Origin of the sequence: Pseudomonas sp. HS6-2, assembly GCF_049325675.2 — a bacterium.
GTDB classification, from domain to species: Bacteria; Pseudomonadota; Gammaproteobacteria; order Pseudomonadales; family Pseudomonadaceae; genus Aquipseudomonas; species Aquipseudomonas putida_N.
This window is the reverse complement of the sequence record NZ_CM143906.1, coordinates 5,827,017-5,851,802: the sequence shown is the minus strand read 5'-3', so window position 1 is coordinate 5,851,802 and position 24,786 is coordinate 5,827,017. Positions and strand designations below refer to the sequence as shown.

Sequence of the window (24,786 nt, the reverse complement as noted above, 5' to 3'; positions counted from 1 at the left end):
GGAGGGTGTCGGTGCAATGGACGCTTATCGGATGGCCATCATCAAAAACCGTGGTGATGCGCCTTGCGCCGCCGCCAGCCGCCCAGCCGCTGCTCCAGCTGCAGCGGGCTGTCGAGCTGCTGGCGCCGGGCCTGGCTGAACAGGATCAGCGCCAGTTCCGCCGTGACCTGCGCATCGGCGCTGGCATGGTGACGCTCATCCACCTGCAGGCCGAAGTGTGTTACCCAGTCATCCAGCCCGGCTTCGCGCAACACGGTGTCGGGGTTGAGCATCGGCGCCAGTTCTGCCACGTCGAGGAACGGCAACTGCAGGCGATGGCCCAGGCTCTCCTTCAAGGCGCGGGCAAGCATGCGCTGGTCAAACGGTGCATGGAACGCCAGCACCGGGCTGTCGCCGATGAATTCAAGCAGCTCTAGCAAGGCTTCGGCCGGGTCGCAGCCAGCGGCCAGGGCACTTGGCCCGAGGCCGTGGATCAGCACGCTGGCGTTGGTTTTCTGTTCGGGTCGGTGCAAGGTGCGTTCGAACTGCTGGGCGAAATCAATGGCGCCGTCCTCGATGGCCACCGCGCCGATCGACAGCACTTGGTCGCGATTCGGGTTCAGGCCACTGGTCTCCAGGTCGAGCACCACCCAGCGCTGCTCGCGCAACGAACACACCCCTGGCGGCTTGGCCTTGGGTAGCCGTGCCAGGCGCTGACGCAAGGCATCGTCCAGCGGCGGGGCAGCGGGGCGTAACCAGGCGAACAGGCTCATAATTGATACCGCAGGGCCAGGCTGCTCTGCAGGCGCTGGGCCTGGCGCAGCGATTCGCGCAGGATGCGCCGGTCCAAGTGGTTGAGGCTGTCCGGATCGAGGCGATTGGAGTACGGCAGGTTGTCGCGGGTCTGGCGCTGGTGCTGCTGCATGCGGGTTTGCTGGATGAAGTGGTAGGCCTCTTCGTAAGCTGCGCCGTCGAGCGCTTCGATGACCCCTTTGTCGACCAGCTGGCGCAGGCGCTCCAGAGTGTTGCACGCACCAATGCCGTTGGCCAGGGCCAGCAGGCGGGCACCATCGACGAAAGGTGTCAGGCCCTGGACCTTGAGGTCGAGGGTGGCGGCCTTGTCGTTGCCCTGGCGGGTCAGCACGAACTCGCGCAGGCGGCCCACCGGAGGTCGCTGGCGCAGGGCGTTGTCGGCCAGCATGCGCTGGAAGATGCGGTTGTCCGCCACCTGCTCCAGCAGCTGCCGGCGCAGTTGTTCACAGCCCTGTTCATCACCCCAGACCACGCGCAGGTCGAAGTAGATGCTCGAACCCAGCAGGTTCTCCGGGCTGGCCTCGCGCACGAAGCTGGCAAAGCGCCGCGCCCACTGCGCACGTGACAGGCAAAGCTCGGGGTTGCCGGCCATGACGTTGCCCTTGCACAGGGTGAAACCGCACTGGGCCAGGCACTGGTTGATGTACTGCGCCAAGGGCAGCAGGCGTGCGCGAATGGCCTCGGCTTCGGCGTCGTCGGTGGCTTCGAAGAGGATGCCGTTGTCCTGGTCGGTGTGCAGGGTCTGTTCGCGGCGCCCTTCGCTGCCGAAGCACAGCCAGCTGAACGGCACACCGGGGTCGCCACGTTCGGCAATGGCCAGCTCGATCACCCGGCACACCGTGTGGTCGTTGAGCAGGGTGATGATCTGGGTGATCTGCGTCGAGGAGGCACCGTGGGCGAGCATGCGCTCGACCAGCTGGCCGATCTCGCCACGCAGCTGCACCAGCGAGTCGAGGCGTGGCGCATGGCGGATGGTACGCGCCAGGTGCACCAGGTCGACCCGCTGCAGGGAAAACAGGTCGCGTTCGGACACCACGCCACACAGGCGCTGGTTGTCCACCAGGCAGACATGGGCGATATGCCGCTCGGTCATCGCCATGGCCGCATCGAAGGCGCTGGCTTGGGGGCTGAGGTAGAACGGCTTGGCGGTCATGTTCTGCTCGATTGGCGCGCCGAGGTCGGAATCGGCGGCGGCCACCACCTGGCGCAGGTCGCGCAGGGTGAAGATGCCCAGCGGGTGGCGCTGCGGGTCGACCACGACAATGCTGCCGACCTGCTGTTCATGCATCATCCGCACAGCCTCGCGCAGCGGTGTATCCGGCGCGCAGACCACTGGGTGACGCATGGCCAGTTCGCCCAGCGGGGTATTCAGCGAGTATTGGGTGCCGAGGTTTTCCGCTGCGCGCTGGCGGACCTGCTGGTTGACTTGGTCGAGCAGGCTGCTGACACCACGCAGTGCAAAATCTCGAAACACTTCCGACATCGAGAACAAGCGGATGAACGCGGCCTTGTTCAGCTGCAGGCAGAAGGTGTCTTCGCCGGCCAAATGTTCGGTGCGTGTCGCCCGCTCGCCGAGCAGCGCTGCCAGCGGGAAGCATTCGCCGCCGGTGATCTCGAAGGTGGTTTCCACCCCAGGCTTGACCAGGTGCTGGCGCTCGCCGACGACCCGGCCCTGCTTGACAATGTAGAAGTGCTCGACTGGCCCATCCGTAGGTTTGATGATGCTTTCGCCGCTGGCATAGAAGCGCAGCTGGCATTGTTCCACCAGGAAGGCCAGGTGGCTCTGCTCCATCTGGTTGAAAGGCGGGAAACGCTGCAGGAACTGCAATGTGCCCTGGATGTTCTGCAGTACTGCCGTTCTTCCCGCCTGACTGTAGGCGTCCTTTTTGCTCATGACACTGACCGTATCGCTACGCCGAACTATATATATCTATATATAGGAGCGGCCTTGTTGTTCTCGGTCCCCATGGTCGGCTGGCAGCGGGGTGGTGCCCATTGGACGTAAGTCTATGAGTGGCGCTGTCAAAGACCCGACGAAAGGCGAGCCGGGTTACAAGGCTTTTGCGGTCCTAACCACTGAGCGGGATTTTTTTGACGAGATGACCATGGCTGAGCATGACGACATTCTGAGTGACGCCGAACGCGAGGCGTTGGCCGTGGTGAGCGCACCTGTAGCATCCAGCCCGGTGGTGCTGATTGTCGATGACAATACAGTGAACAGCGAGGCGTTGAAGCTGTACCTGAAAAGCAAGGGCATCGAGTGCATGACCGCTGACGGCGCGCAGGAAGCGATGTTCAAGCTGCATTACGAACCGCGCATCGCGCTGATGATTACCGACCTGCGTATGCAGCCGAGCGACGGCCTGGAACTGATCCGGGAGATTCGTGAGTCGGAACGAGCGGCGTTGTCGATCATCGTGGTGTCGGGCGACACCGATGTGAAGGAGGCGGTGGACGTGATGCACCTGGGGGTGGTGGATTTTTTGCTGAAGCCGGTGGATCTGGGGAAACTGCTGGGGTTGGTGAAGAAGGAACTCAAGATCGAGTGACACAGGATCGGGGCCGCAAAGCGGCCCCTTTCACTGATGTTGCTTACAAACCGTTACGCGCCTTGAACTCGCGACGGCGGCGGTGCAGCACTGGCTCGGTGTAGCCGTTCGGCTGCTTGGCACCTTCGACCACCAGCTCGATGGCCGCCTGGAACGCGATGTTGTCGTCGAAGTTCGGCGCCATCGGGCGGTACTGGGCGTCACCGGCGTTCTGCTTGTCGACCACTGCAGCCATGCGCTTGAGGCTTTCCAGCACCTGCTCCTGGCTGACCACGCCATGGCGCAGCCAGTTGGCCAGCAGCTGGGCCGAGATGCGCAGGGTGGCACGGTCTTCCATCAGGCCGACATCGTTGATGTCCGGTACCTTCGAGCAACCCACACCCTGGTCGATCCAGCGCACCACATAGCCGAGGATGCCCTGGGCGTTGTTGTCCAGCTCGTTGCGGATCTCTTCGGCCGACCAGTTGGTGTCGGCTGCCAGCGGGATGGTCAGGATGTCATCGACCGATGCCGGGGTGCGCGACGCCAGTTCGCGCTGACGCGCTTGCACGTCGACCTTGTGGTAGTGCAGGGCGTGCAGGGTGGCGGCGGTCGGCGACGGTACCCAGGCAGTGTTGGCGCCGGCCAGCGGGTGAGCGATCTTCTGCTCGAGCATGGCGGCCATCAGGTCGGGCATGGCCCACATGCCTTTGCCGATCTGCGCACGGCCTTGCAGGCCGGTGGCCAGGCCGACGTCGACGTTGTTGTTCTCGTAGGCGCCGATCCACTTCTCGTTCTTCATGGCGCCCTTGCGCACCACGGCGCCGGCTTCCATAGAGGTGTGGATTTCGTCACCGGTGCGGTCGAGGAAGCCGGTGTTGATGAACACCACGCGCTCGGCGGCCGCCTTGATGCAGGACTTCAGGTTGACCGTGGTACGGCGCTCCTCGTCCATGATGCCGACCTTGACGGTGTTACGCTTCATGCCCAGCAGGTCTTCGACGCGGCTGAAGATCTCGGCGGCGAAGGCGACTTCTTCCGGACCGTGCATCTTCGGCTTGACGATGTACACGCTGCCGCTGCGGGTGTTCTTGCGGCTGGTGTTGCCGTTGAGGTTGTGCAGGGCGATCAGGTTGGTGAACAGGCCGTCCTGGATACCTTCGGGGATTTCGTTGCCCTGGGCATCGAGAATCGCCGGGTTGGTCATCAGGTGGCCGACGTTGCGCACGAACAGCAGCGAACGGCCGTGCAGGGTTACGCTGCCGCCATTGGGCGCTGCGTATTCGCGGTCTGGGTTCATGGTGCGGGTGAAGGTCTTGCCACCCTTGCTCACGCTTTCGGCCAGGTCGCCTTTCATCAGGCCCAGCCAATTGCGGTAGACGATGACCTTGTCATCGGCATCGACGGCGGCGACCGAGTCTTCGCAGTCCATGATGGTGGTCAGGGCCGACTCCATCAGGATGTCTTTGACGCCGGCGGCATCGGTGCTGCCGACAGGCGTGCTGGCGTCGACCTGAATCTCGAAGTGCAGGCCGTTGTGCTTGAGCAGCACGGCGGTCGGCGCCTTGGCGTCGCCATGGAAGCCGATCAGCTGGGCGTCATCACGCAGGCCGCTGTTGCTGCCGCCTTTCAGGGCGACGACCAGCTTGCCGCCTTCGATGCGATAGCTGGTGGAGTCGACGTGCGAGCCGGCCGCCAGTGGTGCGGCTTCGTCGAGGAAGGCGCGGGCGAAGGCAATGACCTTGTTGCCGCGCAGCTTGTTGTAGCCCTGGCCTTTCTCGGCGCCGCCTTCATCGCTGATGGCGTCGGTACCGTACAGGGCGTCGTACAGCGAGCCCCAACGGGCGTTGGCGGCGTTCAGGGCGAAACGGGCGTTCATCACCGGGACGACCAACTGTGGGCCGGCCATGTGGGCGATTTCTTCGTCCACGTTCTGGGTGGTGGCCTGGAAATCGTCGGCTTGTGGCAGCAGGTAGCCGATTTCCTGGAGGAATGCTTTGTAGGCTACGGCGTCGTGTGCCTGGCCTTTGCGTGCCTGGTGCCAGGCGTCGATCTTGGCTTGCAGCTCGTCGCGCTTGGCGAGCAGGGCTTTGTTCTTTGGAGCGAGGTCTTTAATGATCTCTGCCGCCCCTGCCCAGAACTTATCGGCTTCGATGCCGGTTCCAGGAATCGCTTCGTTGTTGACGAAGTCGTACAGGGCCTTGGCGACCTGAAGGCCACCGACTTGAACGTATCCAGTCATTGCTTGCCTCACCTCTGCTCAGCTATTTCGCTCTTCTGTATTAAGCCTGTAGCGCTTCTCTAAACACGTACCAGTGCTTGCCATCGGACTAGACCCGAAGGCGGCTGGGTGCAGCCGGCCAGACAGGCTGGCAGACAGTGTGCGTATTTTCACAGGCGCCTTGGCAGACATCCAAACGACGTTTTGTAGTCCGCGCCACGGGATACTACATGAAGCAGTAGGCGAGGCAAAATCAGACTAAAAGCGCCGTTATGCGACCGGTTGGTCGCGTATGGTCACGCTGGGAGAACGTATGTTCGCAAAAAAGCAGTGGATTGTTCCAGATAAATCTTGAAACAGTACACGATTGTTTGTGCGGATTGCCCTGCGGCAGGTTGACGCGCCTTGCCTATACTGAGTCGATCCCCCGTATTTTCGCCGCCTTGGGCGGCCCGACGCAGAGGAAGGGCCTGTGGATCATCTTGTACTGACCGTGATTGCCCCGGACAAGGCCGGCCAGGTCGAGCGCATTGCCCAGTGCATCGCCGATCATAACGGCAACTGGCTGGAGAGCCGCATGTCGCGGATGGCCGGGCAGTTTGCCGGGATCCTGCGGGTGGCGGTGCCGGCGGAAAACTACGACGAGTTGGTGAAGTCGCTGCAGGCGCTGGGGCAATACGATATTCGCGTGCTCATCGCCGAGAGTGGCATTGAGCCGTCATGTACCTGGAAGCCTATTGCCATGGAGCTGGTGGGCAATGATCGCCCAGGCATCGTGCGTGATATCACCCGCCTGCTGGCGGACCAGGGCGTGAACCTGGAGCGCTTCACCACCGAAGTGCGGCCGGCACCGATGAGCAGTGAGCCGCTGTTCCATGCCGATGCGCTGCTGGCGCTACCGTTGACCTTGTCTCTGGATGACCTGCAGCAGAGGCTGGAGAGCCTGGCGGATGACTTGATGGTGGAGTTGAAGCTGCGGCCGGAGGACTGATTCGAGATTGCCGGGGCTGCGAAGCAGCCCCTTGCGGTTATCCCGATTTCACGGGGAAGGCCCTGTGGATAACCTGGGGGCGCACCTCGCTAGCCCAGGAGCGGCAAGCCTTCCAGAGGTTTGGGCAAAAAACGCGCAAAAATCAGTCGCTTGTGCACAAAGCGCGGGGACGAGGGTGTGGATAACCTTTGGAGAGGTTGCTACAGGCCACGAACGACGTGGCCTGCGCAGTTTTGATCGTTTTTTGATCAGGCGCGCTTGCGCAGATTCAACCAGGCATCGACGCTGTAGAGCGCCAGGCCCGCCCAGATGCAGATGAAGGCCACCAGGCTGCTCGAAGACAAATGCTCATCGAAAAGCAGCACTGCCTGCAGCAGCACCAGCGTTGGCGCCAGGTACTGCAGGAAGCCCAGGGTGGTATAAGGCAAGTGACGAGCGGCGGCGTTGAAGCAGACCAACGGCACCAGCGTCACTGGGCCTGCTGCCATCAGCCACAGTGCTTCGCTGCTGGTATAGAACTCACTCTGGGCACTGACTGCCGTGGGGTTCAGCAGCAACCAGCCAAGTGCCAGTGGCACCAGCATCCAGGTTTCCACCACCAGCCCCGGAAGCGCTGCTACCGGAGCCTGCTTGCGGATCAACCCATAGAAACCGAAGGTCAATGCCAGCGCCAGCGACACCCACGGTAGGCTACCCACCTGCCACACCTGTTGCGCCACGCCCACCGCAGCCATGCCCACGGCCAGCCATTGCAGGCGGCGCAGGCGTTCTCCGAGCAGGAGCATGCCCAGCAGTACATTGATCAGTGGGTTGATGTAGTAGCCCAGGCTGGCTTCAAGCATGCGACCGCTGTTCACCGACCACACGTAGGTCAGCCAGTTGGCAGCGATGAGCGTCCCGCTCAGGGCCAGAATCGCCAGGCGGCGGGGGTTGTCGCGCAGCTCGCGCCACCAGCCTGGGTGTTTCCACACCAGCAGCAGCAGGGAGCCGAACAACGCGGACCAAAGCACCCGGTGGACGATGATCTCCACCGCCGGGACGCTCTGGATGGCTTTGAAATACAGGGGGAACAAACCCCAGATGATGTAGGCCGACAGGCCAAGAATATACCCGCGACGCGGGTTTGCGGCTTGCATGCAGAATCCTTGCTTAGGTAGCTAAATACAGCGACGCCTATTGTAGACAGACCCCTGCGGCTATCTAGAACAATTTCAATGGTTGTTCGTCCAGAGCCGCCGTCTGCTCTCGCAGGGCGAGGATTTGGTCACCCCAGTAACGCGGTTGGCCAAACCAGGGGAAGCTGCGCGGGAACGCCGGGTCATCCCAGCGCCGTGCCAGCCAGGCGCTGTGGTGCAGCTGGCGCAGGGCGCGCAGGGGCTCGATCAGTGGCAGTTCGCGTGGGTCGAAGTCGTGGAACTCGTTGTAGCCGTCGATCAGTTCGGCCAATTGGCCAAGGCGCTCTTCGCGGCTGCCAGCCAGCATCATCCATAGGTCCTGCACGGCCGGGCCCATGCGGCAGTCGTCCAGGTCGACGACGTGATAGACGTCGTCGCGATGCATCAGGTTGCCAGGGTGCAGGTCGCCGTGCAGGCGCATCACCTGATGCGGAGTGCGTGCGTAGATATCTTCGACCCGCTTGAGCAGTTCGCGGGCTACGGATTCGAACGCAGGCAGCAACTCACGCGGGACGAAATCGCCCTCCAGGAGTGTTTGCAGTGAAGCGTGACCGAAGTTGTCCACAGCCAATGTTTCGCGGTGTTCGAACGGGCGAGTTGCGGCAACCGCGTGCAGACGGCCGAGCAACTGGCCGAGGCGGTAAAGCTGGTCGAGGTTGCCGGGCTCCGGCGCGTGGCCACCCCGGCGCGGGAACAGGGCGAAGCGGAAGCCCTTGTGCTCGAACAGGGTCTGGCCGCCGTGTTGCAGCGGCGCGACCACGGGCACTTCGCAGTCGGCGAGTTCGGCGGTGAACTGGTGCTCTTCGAGAATTGCCGCATCGCTCCAGCGGCCCGGGCGGTAGAACTTGGCGATCAACGGTTGAGAATCTTCGATGCCCACCTGATAGACGCGGTTCTCGTAGCTGTTCAGCGCCAGGACCCGGGCATCGCTGAGATAGCCCAGGCTTTCCACGGCGTCCAGGACCAGGTCGGGGGTGAGGGTATCGAAGGGGTGAGACATGGGGGCTCCGGGGGTGGCGGCGTGTTGGCATGGTACCCCATTCCGGGAGTTGCCCAGATGTTGCCTGTGCCGTCCTCTTCGCGGGGTCACCCGCGAAGAGGACGGCACAGGTCAAACCGGTACCCCGAGCAGTACATAGGAAGGATGAAACTGCACCCGCAGTCTGCTCCCTTCATCGACAGCCTTTCCGGCCATCCATTGCGCTCCGGCAAATGCACACAACGTCTGCCCATTGCCCAGCGCCAGCCGCACTTCGCTGTCGCCCTGCACATCCGCCAGTACCTCTTCAACGGTGACGCTGAGCACATTGCTGCCGGCCTCGGCTTCATCCTCCGCTCCCAGCAACTGCACCCATCCGGCCTTGAGTAGCGCCATCACCGTGGTCCCCAGGGTCAGTTCTAGCCGCGCCGTGCTGTCATGGGTAATCAATGCGTCGATTTCCAGCCCGCCGCCCAGCGCCAGGCTGACCCGGTCATGCCGGCCCTCCCTGCGCAGCCCGCTGACCTGCCCCTGCAGCTGATTGCGTGCGCTGGTGCGCAGCATCAGGCGGCCAAGCAGGTCAAGGTCGCTGGACTCTTCCGCCGCTTCGAGAATCTGTGCCTGCAGTGCCTGCACTTTCTGGTACAGGCGCAGCACCCGTTCACCTTCTACCGAGAGCCTTGCGCCACCGCCGCCACGTCCGCCCGTACTGCGCTCGACCAAGGGCTGGCTGGCCAGGTTGTTCAGTTCGTCGATCGCGTCCCAGGCAGCCTTGTAGCTGATGCCGGCAGCCTTGGCCGCGCGGGTGATCGAGCCTTGTTCGGCGATGTGCTGGAGCAGGGCGATGCGCTGCGGGCGGCGGGCAATGTGCTGGGTGAGGAGTGCGGGCAGGGACATGGGTGGCGCCTATCTGGAACTGACCCCTCAAGCTTGCCCCGGTTTTGCCGTGCGTGCCAGGCAATACACATCGACCCTGCGTGCGCCGGCCTCTTGCAGCAGTTGCGCGACAGCCTGCGCGGTGGCGCCGGTGGTCAACACGTCATCGACCACGGCCACGTGGCTGCCCTTGAGCGATGCCGCGCTGGCCAGCGCGAAAGCCTCGCGCAGGTTGCCTCGGCGTGCCCGGGCATCGAGGTTCTGTTGTGCCGGTGTTTCGCGTGTGCGCAGCAACAACCGCTCATCACATTCGATAGCCAGGGCCTTCGACAGCCACCGCCCGAGCATGCCGGCCTGGTTGAAACCGCGCTCGCGCAGTCGACGCCGGGCCAGCGGGACAGGCAACAGCAAGTCTGGCCTGGCCAGGCCATCCTGGTAGCGATGGTGCAAATTGAGGCCGAGCATTTCAGCCATCAACCGGCCCAGCGGCCATTGACCGTTGTGCTTGAAACGGCTGATCAGCGTGTCCAGCGGGAACCCATAGTGCCAAGGCGCGACAACCTGATCGAAAGCCGGCGGGCGGCGGTTGCACTGGGCGCAGATCAGGCCGGCCATCGGCAAGGGCAGGGCGCAGCGCAGGCAATGTTCATCGAGCCACGGAAGTTCCTGCTCGCAGGCGACACACAGCGGGTAGCGCTGTTCGGCGAGTTCACCGCACAGCAAGCAGGTGTGATTAATATTTATACACTTGTAAACCAGTGCTTTTAACCAAGGTTGACAGTTCATAGGCCTTCCATGACTATGCGAGCTAACCGTGATGCGCTGGCGGGCACTTGTGCCTCGGCGCCAGTTACAGCCTAAACAAGGAAACGCCGATGAGCGCCAGCACAACTGCAACAACACGTCACGACTGGTCCCTGCCTGAGGTCAAGGCACTGTTCCAGCAGCCATTCAATGACCTGCTGTTCCAGGCGCAGACCGTGCATCGCGCGCATTTCGACCCGAACCGCGTACAGGTTTCGACGCTGCTTTCGATCAAGACCGGTGCCTGCCCGGAAGATTGCAAATATTGTCCGCAGTCCGGCCACTACAACACCGGGCTGGAAAAACAGAAGCTGATGGAAGTGCAGAAGGTGCTCGAGGAAGCTGCTCGCGCCAAAGCCATCGGTTCCACCCGCTTCTGCATGGGTGCGGCCTGGAAGCACCCGTCGGCCAAGGACATGCCTTACGTGCTGGAGATGGTCAAAGGCGTAAAGGCCATGGGCCTGGAAACCTGCATGACCCTCGGCAAGCTCGACCAGGAGCAGACCGTGGCCCTGGCCCAGGCCGGCCTGGACTACTACAACCACAACCTCGATACCTCGCCTGAGTTCTACGGCAGCATTATCACCACCCGCACCTACGGCGAACGCCTGCAAACCCTGGCCTACGTGCGCGATGCCGGCATGAAGATCTGCTCTGGCGGCATCCTCGGCATGGGCGAGTCGCTGGACGACCGCGCTGGCCTCTTGATCCAGCTGGCCAACCTGCCCGAGCACCCGGAGTCGGTGCCGATCAACATGCTGGTCAAGGTTGCTGGCACCCCGCTGGCCGAGGAAGAAGACGTCGACCCGTTTGACTTCATCCGCATGCTGGCAGTCGCCCGTATTCTCATGCCCAAGTCGCACGTGCGCCTGTCCGCCGGCCGTGAGCAGATGAACGAGCAGATGCAGGCCCTGGCCTTCATGGCTGGCGCCAACTCGATCTTCTACGGCGAGAAACTGCTGACTACCGCCAACCCGCAGGCCGACAAGGACATGCAACTGTTCGCCCGCCTGGGCATCAAGCCCGAAGCGCGCGAAGAGCATGCCGACGAAGTGCACCAGGCGGCCATCGAGCAGGCTTTGGTCGAGCAACGCAGCAGCGAGCTGTTCTACGACGCAGCAATGGTCTGAGATGGCCTTCGACCTGGCGGCGCGCCTGGCCGAACGGCGCGCCGCAGACCTGTATCGGCAGCGGCCGTTGCTGGAAAGCCCGCAGGGGCCGGAAGTCGTGGTCGATGGCCAGCGCCTGCTGGCCTTCTGCAGCAATGACTACCTGGGGCTGGCCAACCACCCTGAAGTGATCGCTGCCTGGCAGGCTGGCGCCGAGCGCTGGGGGGTCGGTGGTGGAGCCTCGCACCTGGTGATTGGCCACAGCTCGCCACATCATGCCGTTGAAGAGGCTCTGGCCGAACTGACCGGCCGCCCGCGTGCGCTGCTGTTCTCCACGGGTTACATGGCCAACCTTGGCGCCATCACTGCACTGGTGGGGCAGGGCGACACCGTGCTGCAGGACCGCCTGAACCACGCGTCGCTGCTTGATGGCGGGCTACTCAGTGGTGCCCGTTTCAGCCGCTACCTGCACAACGACGCTGCCAGCCTGGCCAGCCGCCTGGGCAAGGCCACCGGCAACACCCTGGTTGCCACCGACGGCGTGTTCAGCATGGACGGTGACCTTGCCGACCTGCCAGCGTTGGCCGCTGTGGCCCGCGCCCGCGGTGCCTGGCTGATGGTCGACGATGCCCATGGCCTGGGGACCTTGGGGGCTCAGGGTGGCGGCATCGTCGAGCACTTCGGCCTGGGCATCGACGACGTGCCGGTGCTGATCGGCACCCTGGGCAAGGCCTGTGGCACCGCCGGCGCTTTCGTTGCCGGCAGCGAAGAGCTGATCGAAGCACTGGTGCAGTTCGCCCGGCCCTATATCTACACCACCAGCCAGCCGCCGGCGCTGGCCTGCGCCACGCTCAAGAGCCTGGAGCTGCTGCGCCGCGAAACCTGGCGCCGCGAGCACCTGGCTGCGCTGATCCGCCAGTTCCGCCAGGGCGCCGAGCAAATCGGCCTGCAGCTGATGGACAGCCCGACACCGATCCAGCCGATCCTGATCGGCGACAGTGCCCAGGCCCTCAAGCTGTCGCGCATGCTGCGTGACCGCGGCCTGCTGGTGACCGCAATCCGCCCGCCTACCGTGCCTGCTGGCAGCGCCCGTCTGCGGGTCACCCTGAGCGCCGCGCACAGCGAGGCGCAGGTACAGCTATTGTTGAATGCATTGGCCGAGTGTTATCCACAGCTGGAGGCCGCCGATGCGTAACCGTTTGATACTTCTTCCCGGCTGGGGGCTGGGCACCGCCGCCCTCGAGCCGCTCGCCGCCAGCCTGCGGGCCCAGGACGCACGTCTGCAGGTCGAACTGATGCCCCTGCCGGAACTGGCCGATGCCGATGTGCAGGCGTGGGTAGACTACCTTGACCGCAAGTTGCCCAGCGATACCTGGCTGGGTGGCTGGTCGCTCGGCGGCATGCTCGCCAGCGAACTGGCGCGCAAGCGGGGCGACCACTGCTGCGGCCTGCTGACGTTGGGCAGCAACCCCAGTTTCGTGGCCCGCGCCGATTGGCCACATGGCATGGCCGAGGACACGTTCGGCACGTTTCTCGATGGTTGCCGCAGCCACACCTCGGTGACCCTCAAGCGCTTCCGCACCCTGTGCAGCGATGGTGCCCTGCAACCTCGCACGCTGCTGCGCCAACTGGGTGTCGGCGTGCCGGACACCGACCCGCTGTACCTGGCCACCGGCCTGGAAGTGCTTGCCAGGCTCGATACCCGCGAGGCCCTGCAGGCCTATGGCGGCCCGCAGTTGCACTTGTTCGCCGGCAGCGATGCGCTGGTGCCGGCCGAGGCGGCCAAAGCGCTGAGCGAGCTGCTACCCGACGTGGAAGTCGGCCTGGTCGAAGACAGTTCCCACGCCTTCCTGCTGGAATATCCACAGGAGCTGGCGGCGGGCATCAAGAGTTTCCTGCATGAGAGTGGCGATGACTGACCTTTCCCGTCCAAACCTGCCCGGTGCGCTGCCGGACAAGCGCCAAGTGGCCGCCTCCTTCTCCCGTGCGGCTGCCAGCTACGACAGCGTTGCGGCCCTGCAACGTGCGGTGGGCGTTAGCCTGCTGGACCAGTTGCCGGACGACATGGCGCCGACGCGCTGGCTCGACCTTGGCAGTGGCACGGGGCATTTCAGCCGGGTGCTGGGCGAACGTTTTGCCCAGGCAACCGGAGTTGCCGTGGATATCGCCGAAGGCATGCTCTGCCACGCACGGGGTGAGCCGGCTGGGGCGCGGTATTACGTGGCCGGCGATGCCGAGCGCCTGCCGCTGCGTGATGCCTGTGTCGACCTGGTATTCACCAGCCTTGCGGTGCAGTGGTGCGGTCAGTTCGCCAGCGTGCTGGACGAAGCCCGACGCGTATTGCGTCCGGGTGGGGTGCTGGCCTTCAGCAGCCTGTGCGTCGGTACGCTCGATGAGTTGCGTGCCAGCTGGCAGGCGGTGGATGGCATGGTGCATGTCAATCGTTTCCGCAGGTTTGAAGACTATCAGCGCCTGTGTGCAGCCAGTGGCCTCGCACAGGTCAGCCTGCAGCGTCAGGCCCATGTGCTGCACTACCCTGATGTGCGCAGCCTGACTCACGAGCTCAAGGCGCTCGGCGCTCACAACCTCAACCCTGGGCGGCCTTCTGGCCTGACCGGTCGTGCGCGCATGCAAGGCCTGTTGCAGGCCTATGAAGCGTTTCGCCAGCCCCAGGGGCTGCCAGCCACCTATCAGGTGGTCTATGGTGTGTTGCGCAAGCCACAGGCATGAGAGGAGCGACATGAGCCAGGCCTATTTCATAGCCGGGACCGACACCGATGTCGGCAAGACCACCATCGCCGCGGGGCTGCTGCATGCGGCACGGTTGCAGGGGCTGAGTACCTTGGGCGCGAAGCCGGTTGCTTCAGGTTGCACGATGACGGCCAAGGGCCTGCGCAACAGTGATGCCCAGGCGCTGATCGACGAAAGCTCGGTCAAGCTCGCCTACGAAGAGGTCAACCCGTTTGCCTTCGAACCGGCCATTGCACCGCACGTGGCTGCCCGGGAGGCGGGTGTTGCGCTGGAAGTCGCCGTGTTGTCCAGGGCCATGCGCCATGTGCTGGACCAGAGGGCAGACTTCACCCTGGTCGAAGGTGCGGGCGGTTGGCGGGTGCCATTGTCCAACCACGCCAACCTGTCGGACCTGGCAATTGCCCTCAAGCTGCCGGTGATTCTGGTGGTCGGGGTGCGCCTGGGTTGCATAAACCATGCGCTGCTCAGTGCCGAAGCCATTGCCCGGGACGGGCTGCAGCTGGCGGGTTGGGTAGCGAACATCATCGAACCGCGGACTTCGCGGCTGGAGGAAAACCTGGCCAGCCTGGCCGAGCGTTTGCCAGCGCCGTGCCTGGGACGGGTGCCGAAGCTCAAGCACGCTACGGCGGATGCCGTGGCGGAGCACCTGCAACTCGACTTGCTGGATTGAGCGTTGGCAGGTATGCCCATGGCCTATCAAGTAGCAGTGGGCCATTAGGGATTTAAACGGGCCTTTTCGCGCCTGGCCTGCTTTAATTAGCCCTGTTCATATCCAGCGTCATTGGAGTTCTGACATGGAAATCACCGGCAGCACCGCGTACTACGCCGGCCTCAACGCCATCTACAACGGCCAGAACCGCGTCGATCAGGCCGCCGGGCAGATCGCCAATGCCTCGGTCGAGCGCGCCGCCACCAGCCAGTCCAGCGACTTCCAGGCCGAGCGCCTGCGTGGGGTCGACCGCAGCCAGCAGATGGACCTGGCAACCAGCACCGTGCAATTGAACCTGGGCAAGACCGAGGTCGAACTCGGCGCCAAGGTGGCCAAGGCTTCCGACGAAATGCTCGGGCGGTTCATCGATACCTACGCCTGACTCCAGCCTCCTTGGCGAACCCTGTGGGAGCCGGTTTACCCGCGAATGCGTCCACCCGAAATCTCTGATCTCGGGCTGGCCCTTTCGCGGGTAAACCGGCTCCCACAGTCGTTTCTGCCTGCGGTTTCACGAAATGGCATAAACGCCATCTTTCGCGGCGTAAATGGCACTATAGTCCCTCCTTGACATCGGGCGGTCCTAAACGTAAGTTTCAAACAACTGTTTGACCGAAAGCCGACAAGCGCTGGTCGGTATCAGCGGTCCCCTACCGAACTCATCACAGAGGTTCATCGCAATGCCTGATTACAAAGCCCCCTTGCGTGATATTCGTTTCGTTCGCGACGAGCTGCTCGGCTACGAGGCGCACTATCAGAGCCTGCCGGGTTGCCAGGACGCCACACCGGACATGGTCGACGCAATCCTGGAAGAAGGCGCGAAGTTCTGTGAGCAGGTGCTGTCGCCGCTGAACCGTGTCGGTGACCAGGAAGGCTGTACCTGGAGCGAGTCGGGCGTGAAGACCCCGACCGGTTTCAAGGCGGCCTACGAGCAGTTCGTGGAAGGTGGCTGGCCGAGCCTCGCGCACGACGTCGAGCACGGCGGCCAGGGCCTGCCAGAGTCGCTCGGCCTGGCCCTGAGCGAAATGGTCGGTGGTGCCAACTGGTCGTGGGGCATGTACCCAGGCCTGTCCCACGGCGCGATGAACACCATCTCCGCCCACGGCACCGCCGAGCAGCAGCACACCTACCTGACCAAGCTGGTGTCCGGCGAGTGGACCGGCACCATGTGCCTGACCGAGCCACACTGCGGTACTGACCTGGGCATGCTGCGCACCAAGGCCGAGCCACAGGCCGACGGCAGCTACAAAGTCTCCGGCACCAAGATCTTCATCTCGGCCGGCGAACACGACATGGCCGACAACATCGTCCACATCGTGCTGGCGCGTCTGCCGGATGCTCCGGCGGGCACCAAAGGTATCTCGCTGTTCATCGTGCCGAAGTTCCTGCCCAACGCCGAAGGCGGCGTGGGTGAGCGCAACGGCGTGAGCTGTGGCTCGATCGAGCACAAGATGGGCATCCACGGCAACGCCACCTGCGTGATGAACTTCGACGCTGCCACCGGCTACCTGATCGGCCCGGCCAACAAAGGCCTGAACTGCATGTTCACCTTCATGAACACCGCACGCCTGGGGACTGCGCTGCAGGGCCTGGCCCACGCCGAAGTGGCCTTCCAGGGCGGCCTGAAATACGCCCGTGAACGCCTGCAGATGCGTTCCCTGACCGGCCCGAAAGCACCGGACAAAGCCGCTGACCCGATCATCGTCCACCCGGACGTGCGTCGCATGCTGCTGACTATGAAGGCCTTCGCTGAGGGCAACCGCGCGATGGTGTACTTCACCGCCAAGCAGGTGGACATCGTCAAGTACAGCCAGGATGAGGAAGAGCGCAAGAAGGCCGACGCCCTGCTGGCGTTCCTGACCCCGATCGCCAAGGCTTTCATGACCGAGGTCGGCTTCGAGGCTGCCAACCACGGTGTGCAGATCTACGGCGGCCATGGCTTCATCGCCGAGTGGGGCATGGAGCAGAACGTGCGCGACAGCCGCATCTCCATGCTGTACGAAGGCACCACCGGCATCCAGGCCCTCGACCTGCTGGGCCGCAAGGTACTGATGACCCAGGGCGAAGCGCTCAAGGGCTTCACCAAGATCGTGCACAAGTTCTGCCAGGCGCAGGAAGGCAATGACGCGGTCAAGGAGTTCGTCCAGCCATTGGCTGCGCTGAACAAGGAGTGGGGCGAGCTGACCATGAAAGTGGGCATGGCTGCGATGAAGGACCGTGAGGAAGTCGGTGCTGCGTCGGTGGATTACCTGATGTATTCCGGCTATGCGTGCCTGGCTTACTTCTGGGCTGACATCGCCCGCCTGGCGGCTGAAAAACTGGCTGCCGGCACCAGCGAAGAAGGCTTCTACACGGCCAAGCTGCAGACCGCGCGCTTCTACTTCCAGCGCATCCTGCCGCGCACCCGTGCTCACGTGGCCACCATGTTGTCGGGCGCCAACAACCTGATGGACATGAAAGAAGAAGACTTCTCGCTGGGTTACTAAGCCCTGGTGAGCTACTGAAAAAACGCCGCTCCTAGTGAGCGGCGTTTTGTTTTGCTTTAAATTTAATCAGAGCTGCTCGGGCCTGTCGTTGTTGTTTCAGCACTTTTAAATAAGCATGGCTGGCGCAGCGCAACTTTCGTGCGCGTATCGCTTTCGCTCTTCCAAGTTTCAGCTTGGCTTTATTCCACACTTCTCCAACTATTGGCCAGCCGTTCTGTATGAGATAGCAAATACGTTGCCAGGTTTAACCTAAGCTCAGGATGCCTGTAGGCGGGGGCTTTCTGGCGTCTGTGAACGCTTCGTGAACGCAGCATGGGGAATGCCACCCACTAGTGGGGGCGAATTTACACCGGAACTGAGTAAGTTGGGTGGTCAGTATTTATTGGTATGAGTGCCTAAATAAACCGGTATAAAAAATCACTGAATGTTACGCGCCGAAATACTTTGTTACAGCTATGGTGGCATTAAGCGCACTTAGTTGCGTGAACGATAAGCCTGAAAAACCTGAGCCGTCGGGAAGTCCATCATGGTCGACTATCTGAGTAACTTGCGAATCCCCCGTCTGGCCTGTGCGATAGCGATGACGCTCGCCGCCGGCCTCCCTTTGACCAGCGCTCGGGCTGCAGACCCGGCCGGGACCGCTCCGGTGGTGCCGGATGTGCCCAGCCTGCAGTCACTGCGCGGCATGACTCCGCCGGACCCTTCGGGTACCGAAGGTGGCCGCAAGGTCGACCTGATGTCCGATTATGTGATCAATCGCGGGGCGGTGGTGCTGTTGGGCAAGGCCCTGTTCTGGGACATGGCGATCGGTAGTGACGGCGCCACCGCCTGCGCTTCCTGTCACTACCACGCAGGTGTCGATCACCGGGTCACCAACCAGATCAACCCCGGCCAGGCCAATACCAATGCCAACGTCACGTCGATCTTCAACAAGCCGTTCACGGCCGCTGATATTCCCGGCGACGTGCCGAGCTACGCCATGCGTTCCGGTGGCAAGGGCGGCCCTAACTACACGTTGAAAAAGGGCGACTTCCCGACCCACGTGCTGGCCGATCCCCTGGATCGCAACTCGGCGATCGTCTATTCGAGTGATGACGTCATCGGCTCGCAAGGTGTGTTCGATGCCAACTTCGTCAAACCCCGTCAATCGCGCTTCGACAAGTGCACCCAGCAAGCGGACGGCATCTTCCAGGTGGGCGGCATCAACGTGCGCCGCGCCACCGGGCGCAACGCGCCGTCGGTGATCAACGCGGCATTCAACGTGCGCAACTTCTGGGATGGCCGGGCCAACAACGTATTCAACGGCCTCTCGCCGTTCGGTAATCGCGACCCTGACGCAGGGATCTTCGTGACCAAGGATGCCAGTGGCGTGGCGGTCAAGGTGCGGCTGGCCCTCAAGGATGCCTCGGCCGCCTCGCAAGCCGTCGGGCCTCCCGGCAGCGCGGTGGAAATGTCCTGTGGCGGGCGCACCTTCGCCGACATTGGCCGGCGCATGCTCGACACCATGATGCTCAAGGGGCAGAAGATCTCGCCCACCGACTCGGTACTCGGGCCTGTCTCCAGTGCCCGTCGGCCGACCTATCGCGAACTGATCAAGAACGCCTTCCAGCCCCGCCTGTGGAATGCCACGCAGCAGGTTCTGCTGGGCAGTGAGCCCTATACCCAGATGGAAGCGAACTTCCCATTGTTCTTCGGGCTGGCTATCCAGATGTACGAGTCCACGCTGATCTCCGACCAGGCGCCACTGGATGCCTATCTGCAGGGCGACCACACCGCCATGAACGCTCAGCAGGTACAAGGCATGGAGCTGTTCCTGGGCAAGGGCAAGTGTGTCGCCTGCCATGGAGGTGCCGAGTTGACCAACGCGGGCAGCCGGCTGCTGTTCCAGCCTCATGAGCGCATCGAGCGCATGGTCATGGCCGACGGCCTGACCACGCTCTACGACAACGGGTTCTACAACACCGGTGTGCGCCCGACCTCCGAGGACCTGGCGCTGGGTGGCTCAGATGCCTGGGGCAATCCTCTGTCCTTCACCCGTCAGTACAACACCCAGCTGCAAGGCGGGAATATTCCTGACCCACTGGAAGTCGATGTGTGCACCTTCGAGGCGCCGCTGAGCGCTGCGGTCCCCTGCGACCCGACCCTCAAGCCCAGTGTCGGCTTCCGCGACTCGGTCGATGGTGCCTTCAAGACCCCGACCCTGCGCAACATTGCCTTGACCGGGCCGTACTTCCACAACGGCAGCCGGGCAACGCTGCAGCAGGTGATGGAGTTCTACAACCGCGGCGGTGACCGGCGTGGCGAAGACGCCAGCAACACCAGCGGCTTCGAGCACCCGGCAGTCAATCAGCACAACGGCTCCAACCTTGATCCAGACATGACCGCGCTGAACCTGACCCCGGATGAAGTGGATGCATTGGTCAAGTTCATGGAGGTTGGCTTGACCGACCCGCGTGTCGCTTGGGAGCGGGCACCGTTCGATCACCCGTCACTGATACTGCCGCAGGGTGAGAAGGGTGACGAAAACGCGGTTACGCAAAAGCCGGGCAATAGCTCACGGCAAGCATTGGACGCCGAGTTCCAGCTCAATGCTGTCGGTGCCTCAGGTCGCTCCACGCTGCAGGGGCCGCTGCTGCCATTCAATAACGACCTGTAGGGATATCTCTGTGGCTGCGCGGTTCATGTGAGGCCGCGCTTGTCGTGGCGACGAACCGCGGCTAGCTCGGCTCCCACAGGGATCGAGATGACTTCAATCACGGGAAAAGCTCAAGCCCTCCACACCCGCTGCCGTTAACCCCACCGTTGTACTCATCTATTCACGTGTGCTGCCGATGAAGTAGAGGCACAATGCTATTATTGATCTGCCGGGTCGGAGATTGCCCTTGTTTCGTCTAAACGCTGTTCGCGCGAGCCATTTCCTGCCTTCGCTGTTTTTGCTGCTGGCTGGGCTTGCGGCGGCCTATGTAAGAGACCTCAGCGTCTTCTTCACGTCACTGTTCAATGTCCTCCCCACCCTGGTCCTGCTGCTGGGCGGTGCCTACTGCGCTGTGTATCGCCGCCAGCGTGAGCTGTTCCTGATGGTCACGGTGTACATCGCCTATTTCCTGCTCGATACCCAGACCGACTTCTATCGTGACAACGGCCGCGTGCGCGAGGATGCGGCCGTGATCTTCCACCTGGTGTGCCTGCTGTTGCCCGCCTTGTACGGGCTGTTCGGGGCCTGGCAGGAGCGCACCCACCTGGCCCAGGACCTGCTGGCGCGCTTCGCCGTGCTGTTTGCCGTCGGCAGCGTGGCCGTGGCCCTGGAACAAAGCTTCCCGCAGGCGCTGCTGGCCTGGTTGGCGGAGATCCGCTGGCCGTCGCTGCATGGCCAGTGGATGAGCCTGATCCAGATGGTCTACCCGGTGTTCTTCGTGGTGTTTGTCCTGCTGGTCGTGCAATACCTGCGCGAGCCCCGGCCCTTGCATGCGGCGCAGCTGATCGGCCTGGTCGGTATCTTCTGGATGCTGCCCAAGACGTTCATCCTGCCCTTTACCCTGAACATCATGTGCAGCCAGGTGATGCTGATGATTGCCGCCGCGGTATCGCACGAGGCCTACCAGATGGCCTTCCGTGACGAACTGACCGGTTTGCCTGGGCGCCGTGCGTTGAACGAGCGCATGCAACGCCTGGGTCGCAATTACGTGATCGCGATGACCGACGTCGACCACTTCAAGAAATTCAACGACACCCACGGCCATGATGTCGGTGACCAGGTGCTGCGACTGGTCGCCAGCCGGTTGTCCAAGGTCACTGGCGGTGGCCGCGCCTATCGTTACGGTGGCGAGGAATTCGCCCTGGTGTTTGCCGGCAAGACCGCCGAAGAGTGCGTACCGCACGTGGAAGCGGTACGCGAGATGATCGCCAACTACACCATGCACCTGCGTGACCAGAACAGCCGCCCGCAGGACGATTCCACCGGGCGTCAGCGTCGCAGCGGCAGCGCCGGCGGAACGGTCTCGGTAACCATCAGCATCGGCGTCGCCGAGCGATTGGTCGACCACCGCAACCCGGAGGAAGTGCTCAAGTCCGCCGACCAGGCGCTTTACAGTGCCAAGGGAGCCGGGCGTAACTGTGTCATGGTCTATGGTCAACAATCCCAGCGCGGGGCCGTGCGGATGGCGTGACCGGAAAAGACTATGCGGTCGCGTGATGACCCTATGTCTCGCAAAAGTTGTTCGGTTACACTGGATTCAACCCCGGGTTGCTTTTTTCACGAGCCGCCCCGTCCCGACCAGCGAGAGGTTGTCATGGCTGACTATAAAGCGCCCCTGCGCGACATGCGCTTCGTACTGAATGAAGTCTTCAATGTGGCCGAGCTGTGGGCGCAATTGCCCGAACTGGCCGAGGCGGTCGACGCGGATACCGCCATGGCTGTGCTGGAAGAAGCCGGCAAGGTCACCAGCAAGACCATTGCCCCCCTCAGCCGCGCCGCCGACGAAGAAGGCTGCCACTGGGACAACGGTGCGGTGCGTACGCCAGCCGGCTTCATCGAGGCCTACAACACCTACGCCGAAGGCGGTTGGGTGGGCGTGGGCGGTGACCCGCAATTCGGTGGCATGGGCATGCCCAAGGCGATCTCGGCCCAGGTCGAGGAAATGGTCAACGCCTCGAGCCTGGCCTTCGGCCTGTACCCGATGCTGACTGCCGGTGCCTGCCTGTCGATCAACGCCCACGCCAGTGAAGCGCTGAAGGAACAGTACCTGCCGAACATGTACGCCGGCGTCTGGGCCGGCTCCATGTGCCTGACCGAACCGCATGCCGGCACCGACCTGGGCATCATCCGCACCAAGGCCGAGCCCCAGGCCGATGGCAGCTACAAGGTCAGCGGCACCAAGATTTTCATTACCGGCGGCGAGCATGACCTGACCGAGAACATCGTCCACCTGGTGCTGGCCAAGCTGCCGGACGCACCGGCGGGGCCCAAAGGCATCTCGCTGTTCCTGGTGCCGAAGTTCCTGGTCAACCAAGACGGCAGCCTCGGCGCACGCAACCCGGCCACCTGTGGCTCGATCGAGCACAAGATGGGCATCCAGGCTTCGGCGACCTGCGTGATGAACTTCGACGAGGCCATCGGCTACATCGTCGGCGAGCCGAACAAGGGCCTGGCGGCCATGTTCACCATGATGAACTACGAACGCCTGGGCGTAGGTATCCAGGGCCTGGCGTCGGCCGAGCGTTCCTACCAGAACGCCGTGGAGTACGCCCGTGATCGCCTGCAGAGTCGCGCCCCGACCGGGCCGCAGGCCAAGGACAAGGCCGCCGACCCGATCATCGTCCACCCGGATGTGCGGCGCATGCTGCTGACCATGAAGGCGCTGATCGAGGGTGGTCGTGCCTTCTCCACCTATGTGGCGATGCAGCTCGACAGCGCCAAGTACAGCGAAGACCCGGTCACACGCAAACGCAGCGAAGAGCTGGTGGCGCTGCTGACTCCGGTGGCCAAGGCCTTCCTCACCGACCTTGGCCTTGAGTGCACGGTGCACGGCCAGCAGGTATTCGGTGGCCACGGCTACATTCGCGAGTGGGGCCAGGAGCAACTGGTGCGCGATGTGCGTATCACCCAGATCTACGAAGGCACCAACGGTATCCAGGCGCTGGACCTCATGGGGCGCAAGGTGGTGGCCAGCGGTGGCGCGTACTACAAGCTCTTCTCTGACGAGATTCGCCGGTTCATTGCCAGTGCTGATGGTCAGCTGGGCGAATTTACCAAGCCGCTGGGCGCCTACCTGGATCAGCTCGACGGGTTGACCGAGTGGGTGCTGGAGCAGGCCAAGGGTAATCCGAATGAGATCGGTGCCGCGTCGGTCGAGTATCTGCAGGCCTTTGGTTATGTCGCCTATGCCTACATGTGGGCACTGATGGCGCGTGCGGCCATGGCGGGTGAGGGCGACGAGGCGTTCTACTCGGCCAAGCTGGGCACTGCACGGTTCTACTTCGCGCGCTTGCTGCCACGGGTGAATTCGTTGGTGGCCTCGGTGAAGGCGGGCAGTGAATCGCTGTACCTGCTGGATGCCGAACAGTTTTGAAATGTTTGCGAAAGATTACTTCTTGTAAGCCTTTTCCTACATGACGTGGTGACTTTTCGCCACTGGCGCCAGATTGGATCCACAGTTAATCTTTCTACATGGACGTTGCGCAGGAAGCGCAAAGGACAGAACAGGGACAACGAAGGATTTCCTGCCAGGATGGCGGGGCGATAGGGATGTCACAGGGAAACAGTCTAGAGAACCCCGCTTCGGCGGGGTTTTCTTCGTCTGCGTTTTTTCAGCCAAGCACATCCAGCGGCGTGGTACCCAATTGCCGGGCGTCAGCCTCTTCCTCCAGCAACGTGCGCAGCAGTTCAACCGACGCCTGTTGGCGCTGGGCATCTCGGAACACCAAGCCGACCTTGAGCGGCACGCGTGGCTCGCTCAACGGTTTCCACAGCAAACCTTGTTCATCCTCGGCGGCATCCTTGGCCCGCCCAGGCAGGATGGTCGCCAGCGCGGTGTGCTCCAGGCTGTCGAGAATCCCCGCCATGTTGTTCATCTCGGCTTGCACCTGCGGCCTGCGTCCTTGTGCCGCCAGCTGCTCCTTCCAGATCTGGCGGATCTGGAATTCCTCGCCGAGCATCAGCATGGGTAATTCGGCGGCCTGCTTGATGGAGACTTTCTTGAAGTCCTTCAGAGGGTGGTTATCCGGGATGACAACCTGCAATTCATCTTCGTACAGAAGCGAGCCGTGCAGCCCTGGCTGGCGTGGTGGCAGGTAGCTGATGCCGATGTCCAGGTTGCCATTGAGCAGCCGCCGTTCGATCTCCAGCCCCGACAGTTCGTAGATCTGCACCACGAGATGCGGCTGGGCCTTGCGCACACGTTCCAGCAGCTGTGGCACTAGGCTTGGGCGTACGGTCTGCAGTACCCCGATGGCCAGGGTGCGCAGTGACTGGCCCTTGAAGTTGCGCATGGCCTCGTGGGCCCGCTGCAGGCCATCCAGCAGCGGCAGGGCATGGTTGTACAGGGTGTGTGCAGCCAGGGTCGGCAGCAGGCGCTTGTTGCTGCGTTCGAACAGGCTCAGGTCGAGGCTGTGCTCAAGCTGGCGAATCTGTTGTGACAGAGCCGGTTGCGACAGCGACAGGCGTTCGGCGGCGCGGCCAACGTGGCCTTCTTCATACACCGCGACGAAATAACGCAGTTGGCGAAAATCCATAAGTAACACTTATCGAAAAAGCTGAGAAAACGAAATGGCCGCAAACGCCGCCGAGGCCTAGTCTATCGCCGTATTCCAACGGGTTACAGCGATCAATCAGCTCATTGTTACCGCGTTTGAAAAACACTTTTGATAGGA

General features: G+C 62.8%; 20 protein-coding genes. 12 read left to right on the top strand and 8 right to left on the bottom strand.

The genetic code is table 11. The features are described from left to right. Positions 1-41 precede the first annotated feature (41 nt). Both ACOKS3_RS27455 and ACOKS3_RS27450 read right to left on the bottom strand, forming a co-directional pair. Positions 42-752, bottom strand: coding sequence for a 3'-5' exonuclease (locus tag ACOKS3_RS27455; RefSeq protein ID WP_422764568.1), 711 nt, complete (start codon positions 750-752; stop codon positions 42-44). Next, positions 749-2,686: a DUF294 nucleotidyltransferase-like domain-containing protein gene (locus ACOKS3_RS27450; RefSeq protein ID WP_103448684.1), complete on the bottom strand. Its 1,938-nt coding sequence runs from the start codon at positions 2,684-2,686 to the stop codon at positions 749-751. The genes ACOKS3_RS27455 and ACOKS3_RS27450 overlap by 4 nt, the downstream gene beginning before the upstream one ends. A gap of 115 nt (positions 2,687-2,801) precedes the next feature. On the opposite strand from ACOKS3_RS27450, the gene ACOKS3_RS27445 reads away from it, so the two are divergent. Continuing rightward, the gene (locus ACOKS3_RS27445) at positions 2,802-3,341 is read left to right on the top strand and encodes a response regulator (RefSeq protein ID WP_103448685.1); all 540 of its coding nucleotides are present in this window, start codon (positions 2,802-2,804) and stop codon (positions 3,339-3,341) included. Between the two features lie 43 nt (positions 3,342-3,384). Here the strand turns inward: ACOKS3_RS27445 and ACOKS3_RS27440 are convergent, their stop codons facing one another. Continuing rightward, positions 3,385-5,562: a malate synthase G gene (locus tag ACOKS3_RS27440; protein WP_422764569.1), complete on the bottom strand. Its 2,178-nt coding sequence runs from the start codon at positions 5,560-5,562 to the stop codon at positions 3,385-3,387. Positions 5,563-6,013: 451 nt separating this feature from the next. Between ACOKS3_RS27440 and ACOKS3_RS27435 the strand changes: the two genes are divergently transcribed. Next, positions 6,014-6,532 carry a glycine cleavage system transcriptional repressor gene (locus ACOKS3_RS27435; RefSeq protein WP_103448687.1) on the top strand — a complete coding sequence of 173 codons (519 nt, stop codon included), beginning with the start codon at positions 6,014-6,016 and terminating at the stop codon, positions 6,530-6,532. A gap of 248 nt (positions 6,533-6,780) precedes the next feature. Here ACOKS3_RS27435 and rarD read toward each other — a convergent pair whose 3' ends face one another. The 4 genes from rarD to ACOKS3_RS27415 all read right to left on the bottom strand — a co-directional run bounded on the left by rarD (position 6,781) and on the right by ACOKS3_RS27415 (position 10,348). After that, complete coding sequence (gene rarD, locus ACOKS3_RS27430) at positions 6,781-7,668, bottom strand: EamA family transporter RarD (protein ID WP_103448688.1); 888 nt, start codon at positions 7,666-7,668, stop codon at positions 6,781-6,783. A gap of 64 nt (positions 7,669-7,732) precedes the next feature. Continuing rightward, on the bottom strand, positions 7,733-8,707 hold the full coding sequence (locus ACOKS3_RS27425) for a serine/threonine protein kinase (RefSeq protein WP_422764570.1): 975 nt from the start codon (positions 8,705-8,707) through the stop codon (positions 7,733-7,735). A 111-nt stretch (positions 8,708-8,818) separates the two neighbouring features. Beyond that, on the bottom strand, positions 8,819-9,583 hold the full coding sequence (locus tag ACOKS3_RS27420; protein WP_103448690.1) for a TOBE domain-containing protein: 765 nt from the start codon (positions 9,581-9,583) through the stop codon (positions 8,819-8,821). 27 nt (positions 9,584-9,610) lie between these two features. Next, complete coding sequence (locus tag ACOKS3_RS27415; RefSeq protein WP_103448691.1) at positions 9,611-10,348, bottom strand: ComF family protein; 738 nt, start codon at positions 10,346-10,348, stop codon at positions 9,611-9,613. 89 nt (positions 10,349-10,437) lie between these two features. Here ACOKS3_RS27415 and bioB point away from each other — a divergent pair, with 89 nt between their 5' ends. From bioB to ACOKS3_RS27365, 10 genes are all read left to right on the top strand, one after another. After that, on the top strand, positions 10,438-11,496 hold the full coding sequence (gene bioB / locus ACOKS3_RS27410; protein WP_103448692.1) for a biotin synthase BioB: 1,059 nt from the start codon (positions 10,438-10,440) through the stop codon (positions 11,494-11,496). Position 11,497: 1 nt separating this feature from the next. Further along, complete coding sequence (gene bioF, locus ACOKS3_RS27405) at positions 11,498-12,670, top strand: 8-amino-7-oxononanoate synthase (protein ID WP_422764571.1); 1,173 nt, start codon at positions 11,498-11,500, stop codon at positions 12,668-12,670. Further along, positions 12,663-13,394 (top strand): alpha/beta fold hydrolase, encoded by a 732-nt coding sequence (locus ACOKS3_RS27400; protein WP_103448694.1) that lies wholly within the window; start codon positions 12,663-12,665, stop codon positions 13,392-13,394. Before bioF ends, ACOKS3_RS27400 begins: the two co-directional genes overlap by 8 nt. Further along, positions 13,387-14,205 carry a malonyl-ACP O-methyltransferase BioC gene (gene bioC, locus ACOKS3_RS27395; protein WP_422764572.1) on the top strand — a complete coding sequence of 273 codons (819 nt, stop codon included), beginning with the start codon at positions 13,387-13,389 and terminating at the stop codon, positions 14,203-14,205. Before ACOKS3_RS27400 ends, bioC begins: the two co-directional genes overlap by 8 nt. Positions 14,206-14,215: 10 nt before the next feature. Continuing rightward, positions 14,216-14,896 carry a dethiobiotin synthase gene (bioD, locus tag ACOKS3_RS27390; RefSeq protein WP_103448696.1) on the top strand — a complete coding sequence of 227 codons (681 nt, stop codon included), beginning with the start codon at positions 14,216-14,218 and terminating at the stop codon, positions 14,894-14,896. A 124-nt stretch (positions 14,897-15,020) separates the two neighbouring features. After that, positions 15,021-15,317 (top strand): pyrroloquinoline quinone biosynthesis protein PqqE, encoded by a 297-nt coding sequence (locus tag ACOKS3_RS27385; protein ID WP_103448697.1) that lies wholly within the window; start codon positions 15,021-15,023, stop codon positions 15,315-15,317. Positions 15,318-15,612: 295 nt separating this feature from the next. Beyond that, positions 15,613-17,418 carry a phenylacyl-CoA dehydrogenase gene (locus tag ACOKS3_RS27380; protein WP_103448698.1) on the top strand — a complete coding sequence of 602 codons (1,806 nt, stop codon included), beginning with the start codon at positions 15,613-15,615 and terminating at the stop codon, positions 17,416-17,418. A gap of 526 nt (positions 17,419-17,944) precedes the next feature. Next, positions 17,945-20,074, top strand: coding sequence for a cytochrome-c peroxidase (locus ACOKS3_RS27375; protein WP_422764573.1), 2,130 nt, complete (start codon positions 17,945-17,947; stop codon positions 20,072-20,074). A gap of 226 nt (positions 20,075-20,300) precedes the next feature. Further along, positions 20,301-21,584 (top strand): GGDEF domain-containing protein, encoded by a 1,284-nt coding sequence (locus ACOKS3_RS27370; protein WP_103448700.1) that lies wholly within the window; start codon positions 20,301-20,303, stop codon positions 21,582-21,584. 123 nt (positions 21,585-21,707) lie between these two features. Then, the gene (locus tag ACOKS3_RS27365) at positions 21,708-23,486 is read left to right on the top strand and encodes an acyl-CoA dehydrogenase C-terminal domain-containing protein (protein WP_422764574.1); all 1,779 of its coding nucleotides are present in this window, start codon (positions 21,708-21,710) and stop codon (positions 23,484-23,486) included. 238 nt (positions 23,487-23,724) lie between these two features. Here the strand turns inward: ACOKS3_RS27365 and ACOKS3_RS27360 are convergent, their stop codons facing one another. Then, positions 23,725-24,648 carry a LysR family transcriptional regulator gene (locus ACOKS3_RS27360; protein ID WP_422764575.1) on the bottom strand — a complete coding sequence of 308 codons (924 nt, stop codon included), beginning with the start codon at positions 24,646-24,648 and terminating at the stop codon, positions 23,725-23,727. Positions 24,649-24,786: the final 138 nt, after the last annotated feature.

Excerpts from the sequence above, each read along its gene's own strand:
- ACOKS3_RS27455 (WP_422764568.1), bottom strand. The coding sequence starts at position 752 with ATGAGCCTGTTCGCCTGGTTACGCCCCGCTGCCCCGCCGCTGGACGAT.
- ACOKS3_RS27450 (WP_103448684.1), bottom strand. The coding sequence starts at position 2,686 with ATGAGCAAAAAGGACGCCTACAGTCAGGCGGGAAGAACGGCAGTACTG.
- ACOKS3_RS27445 (WP_103448685.1), top strand. The coding sequence starts at position 2,802 with ATGAGTGGCGCTGTCAAAGACCCGACGAAAGGCGAGCCGGGTTACAAG.
- ACOKS3_RS27440 (WP_422764569.1), bottom strand. The coding sequence starts at position 5,562 with ATGACTGGATACGTTCAAGTCGGTGGCCTTCAGGTCGCCAAGGCCCTG.
- rarD (WP_103448688.1), bottom strand. The coding sequence starts at position 7,668 with ATGCAAGCCGCAAACCCGCGTCGCGGGTATATTCTTGGCCTGTCGGCC.
- ACOKS3_RS27425 (WP_422764570.1), bottom strand. The coding sequence starts at position 8,707 with ATGTCTCACCCCTTCGATACCCTCACCCCCGACCTGGTCCTGGACGCC.
- ACOKS3_RS27420 (WP_103448690.1), bottom strand. The coding sequence starts at position 9,583 with ATGTCCCTGCCCGCACTCCTCACCCAGCACATTGCCCGCCGCCCGCAG.
- ACOKS3_RS27415 (WP_103448691.1), bottom strand. The coding sequence starts at position 10,348 with ATGAACTGTCAACCTTGGTTAAAAGCACTGGTTTACAAGTGTATAAAT.
- bioB (WP_103448692.1), top strand. The coding sequence starts at position 10,438 with ATGAGCGCCAGCACAACTGCAACAACACGTCACGACTGGTCCCTGCCT.
- bioF (WP_422764571.1), top strand. The coding sequence starts at position 11,498 with ATGGCCTTCGACCTGGCGGCGCGCCTGGCCGAACGGCGCGCCGCAGAC.
- ACOKS3_RS27400 (WP_103448694.1), top strand. The coding sequence starts at position 12,663 with ATGCGTAACCGTTTGATACTTCTTCCCGGCTGGGGGCTGGGCACCGCC.
- bioC (WP_422764572.1), top strand. The coding sequence starts at position 13,387 with ATGACTGACCTTTCCCGTCCAAACCTGCCCGGTGCGCTGCCGGACAAG.
- bioD (WP_103448696.1), top strand. The coding sequence starts at position 14,216 with ATGAGCCAGGCCTATTTCATAGCCGGGACCGACACCGATGTCGGCAAG.
- ACOKS3_RS27385 (WP_103448697.1), top strand. The coding sequence starts at position 15,021 with ATGGAAATCACCGGCAGCACCGCGTACTACGCCGGCCTCAACGCCATC.
- ACOKS3_RS27380 (WP_103448698.1), top strand. The coding sequence starts at position 15,613 with ATGCCTGATTACAAAGCCCCCTTGCGTGATATTCGTTTCGTTCGCGAC.
- ACOKS3_RS27375 (WP_422764573.1), top strand. The coding sequence starts at position 17,945 with ATGGTCGACTATCTGAGTAACTTGCGAATCCCCCGTCTGGCCTGTGCG.
- ACOKS3_RS27365 (WP_422764574.1), top strand. The coding sequence starts at position 21,708 with ATGGCTGACTATAAAGCGCCCCTGCGCGACATGCGCTTCGTACTGAAT.
- ACOKS3_RS27360 (WP_422764575.1), bottom strand. The coding sequence starts at position 24,648 with ATGGATTTTCGCCAACTGCGTTATTTCGTCGCGGTGTATGAAGAAGGC.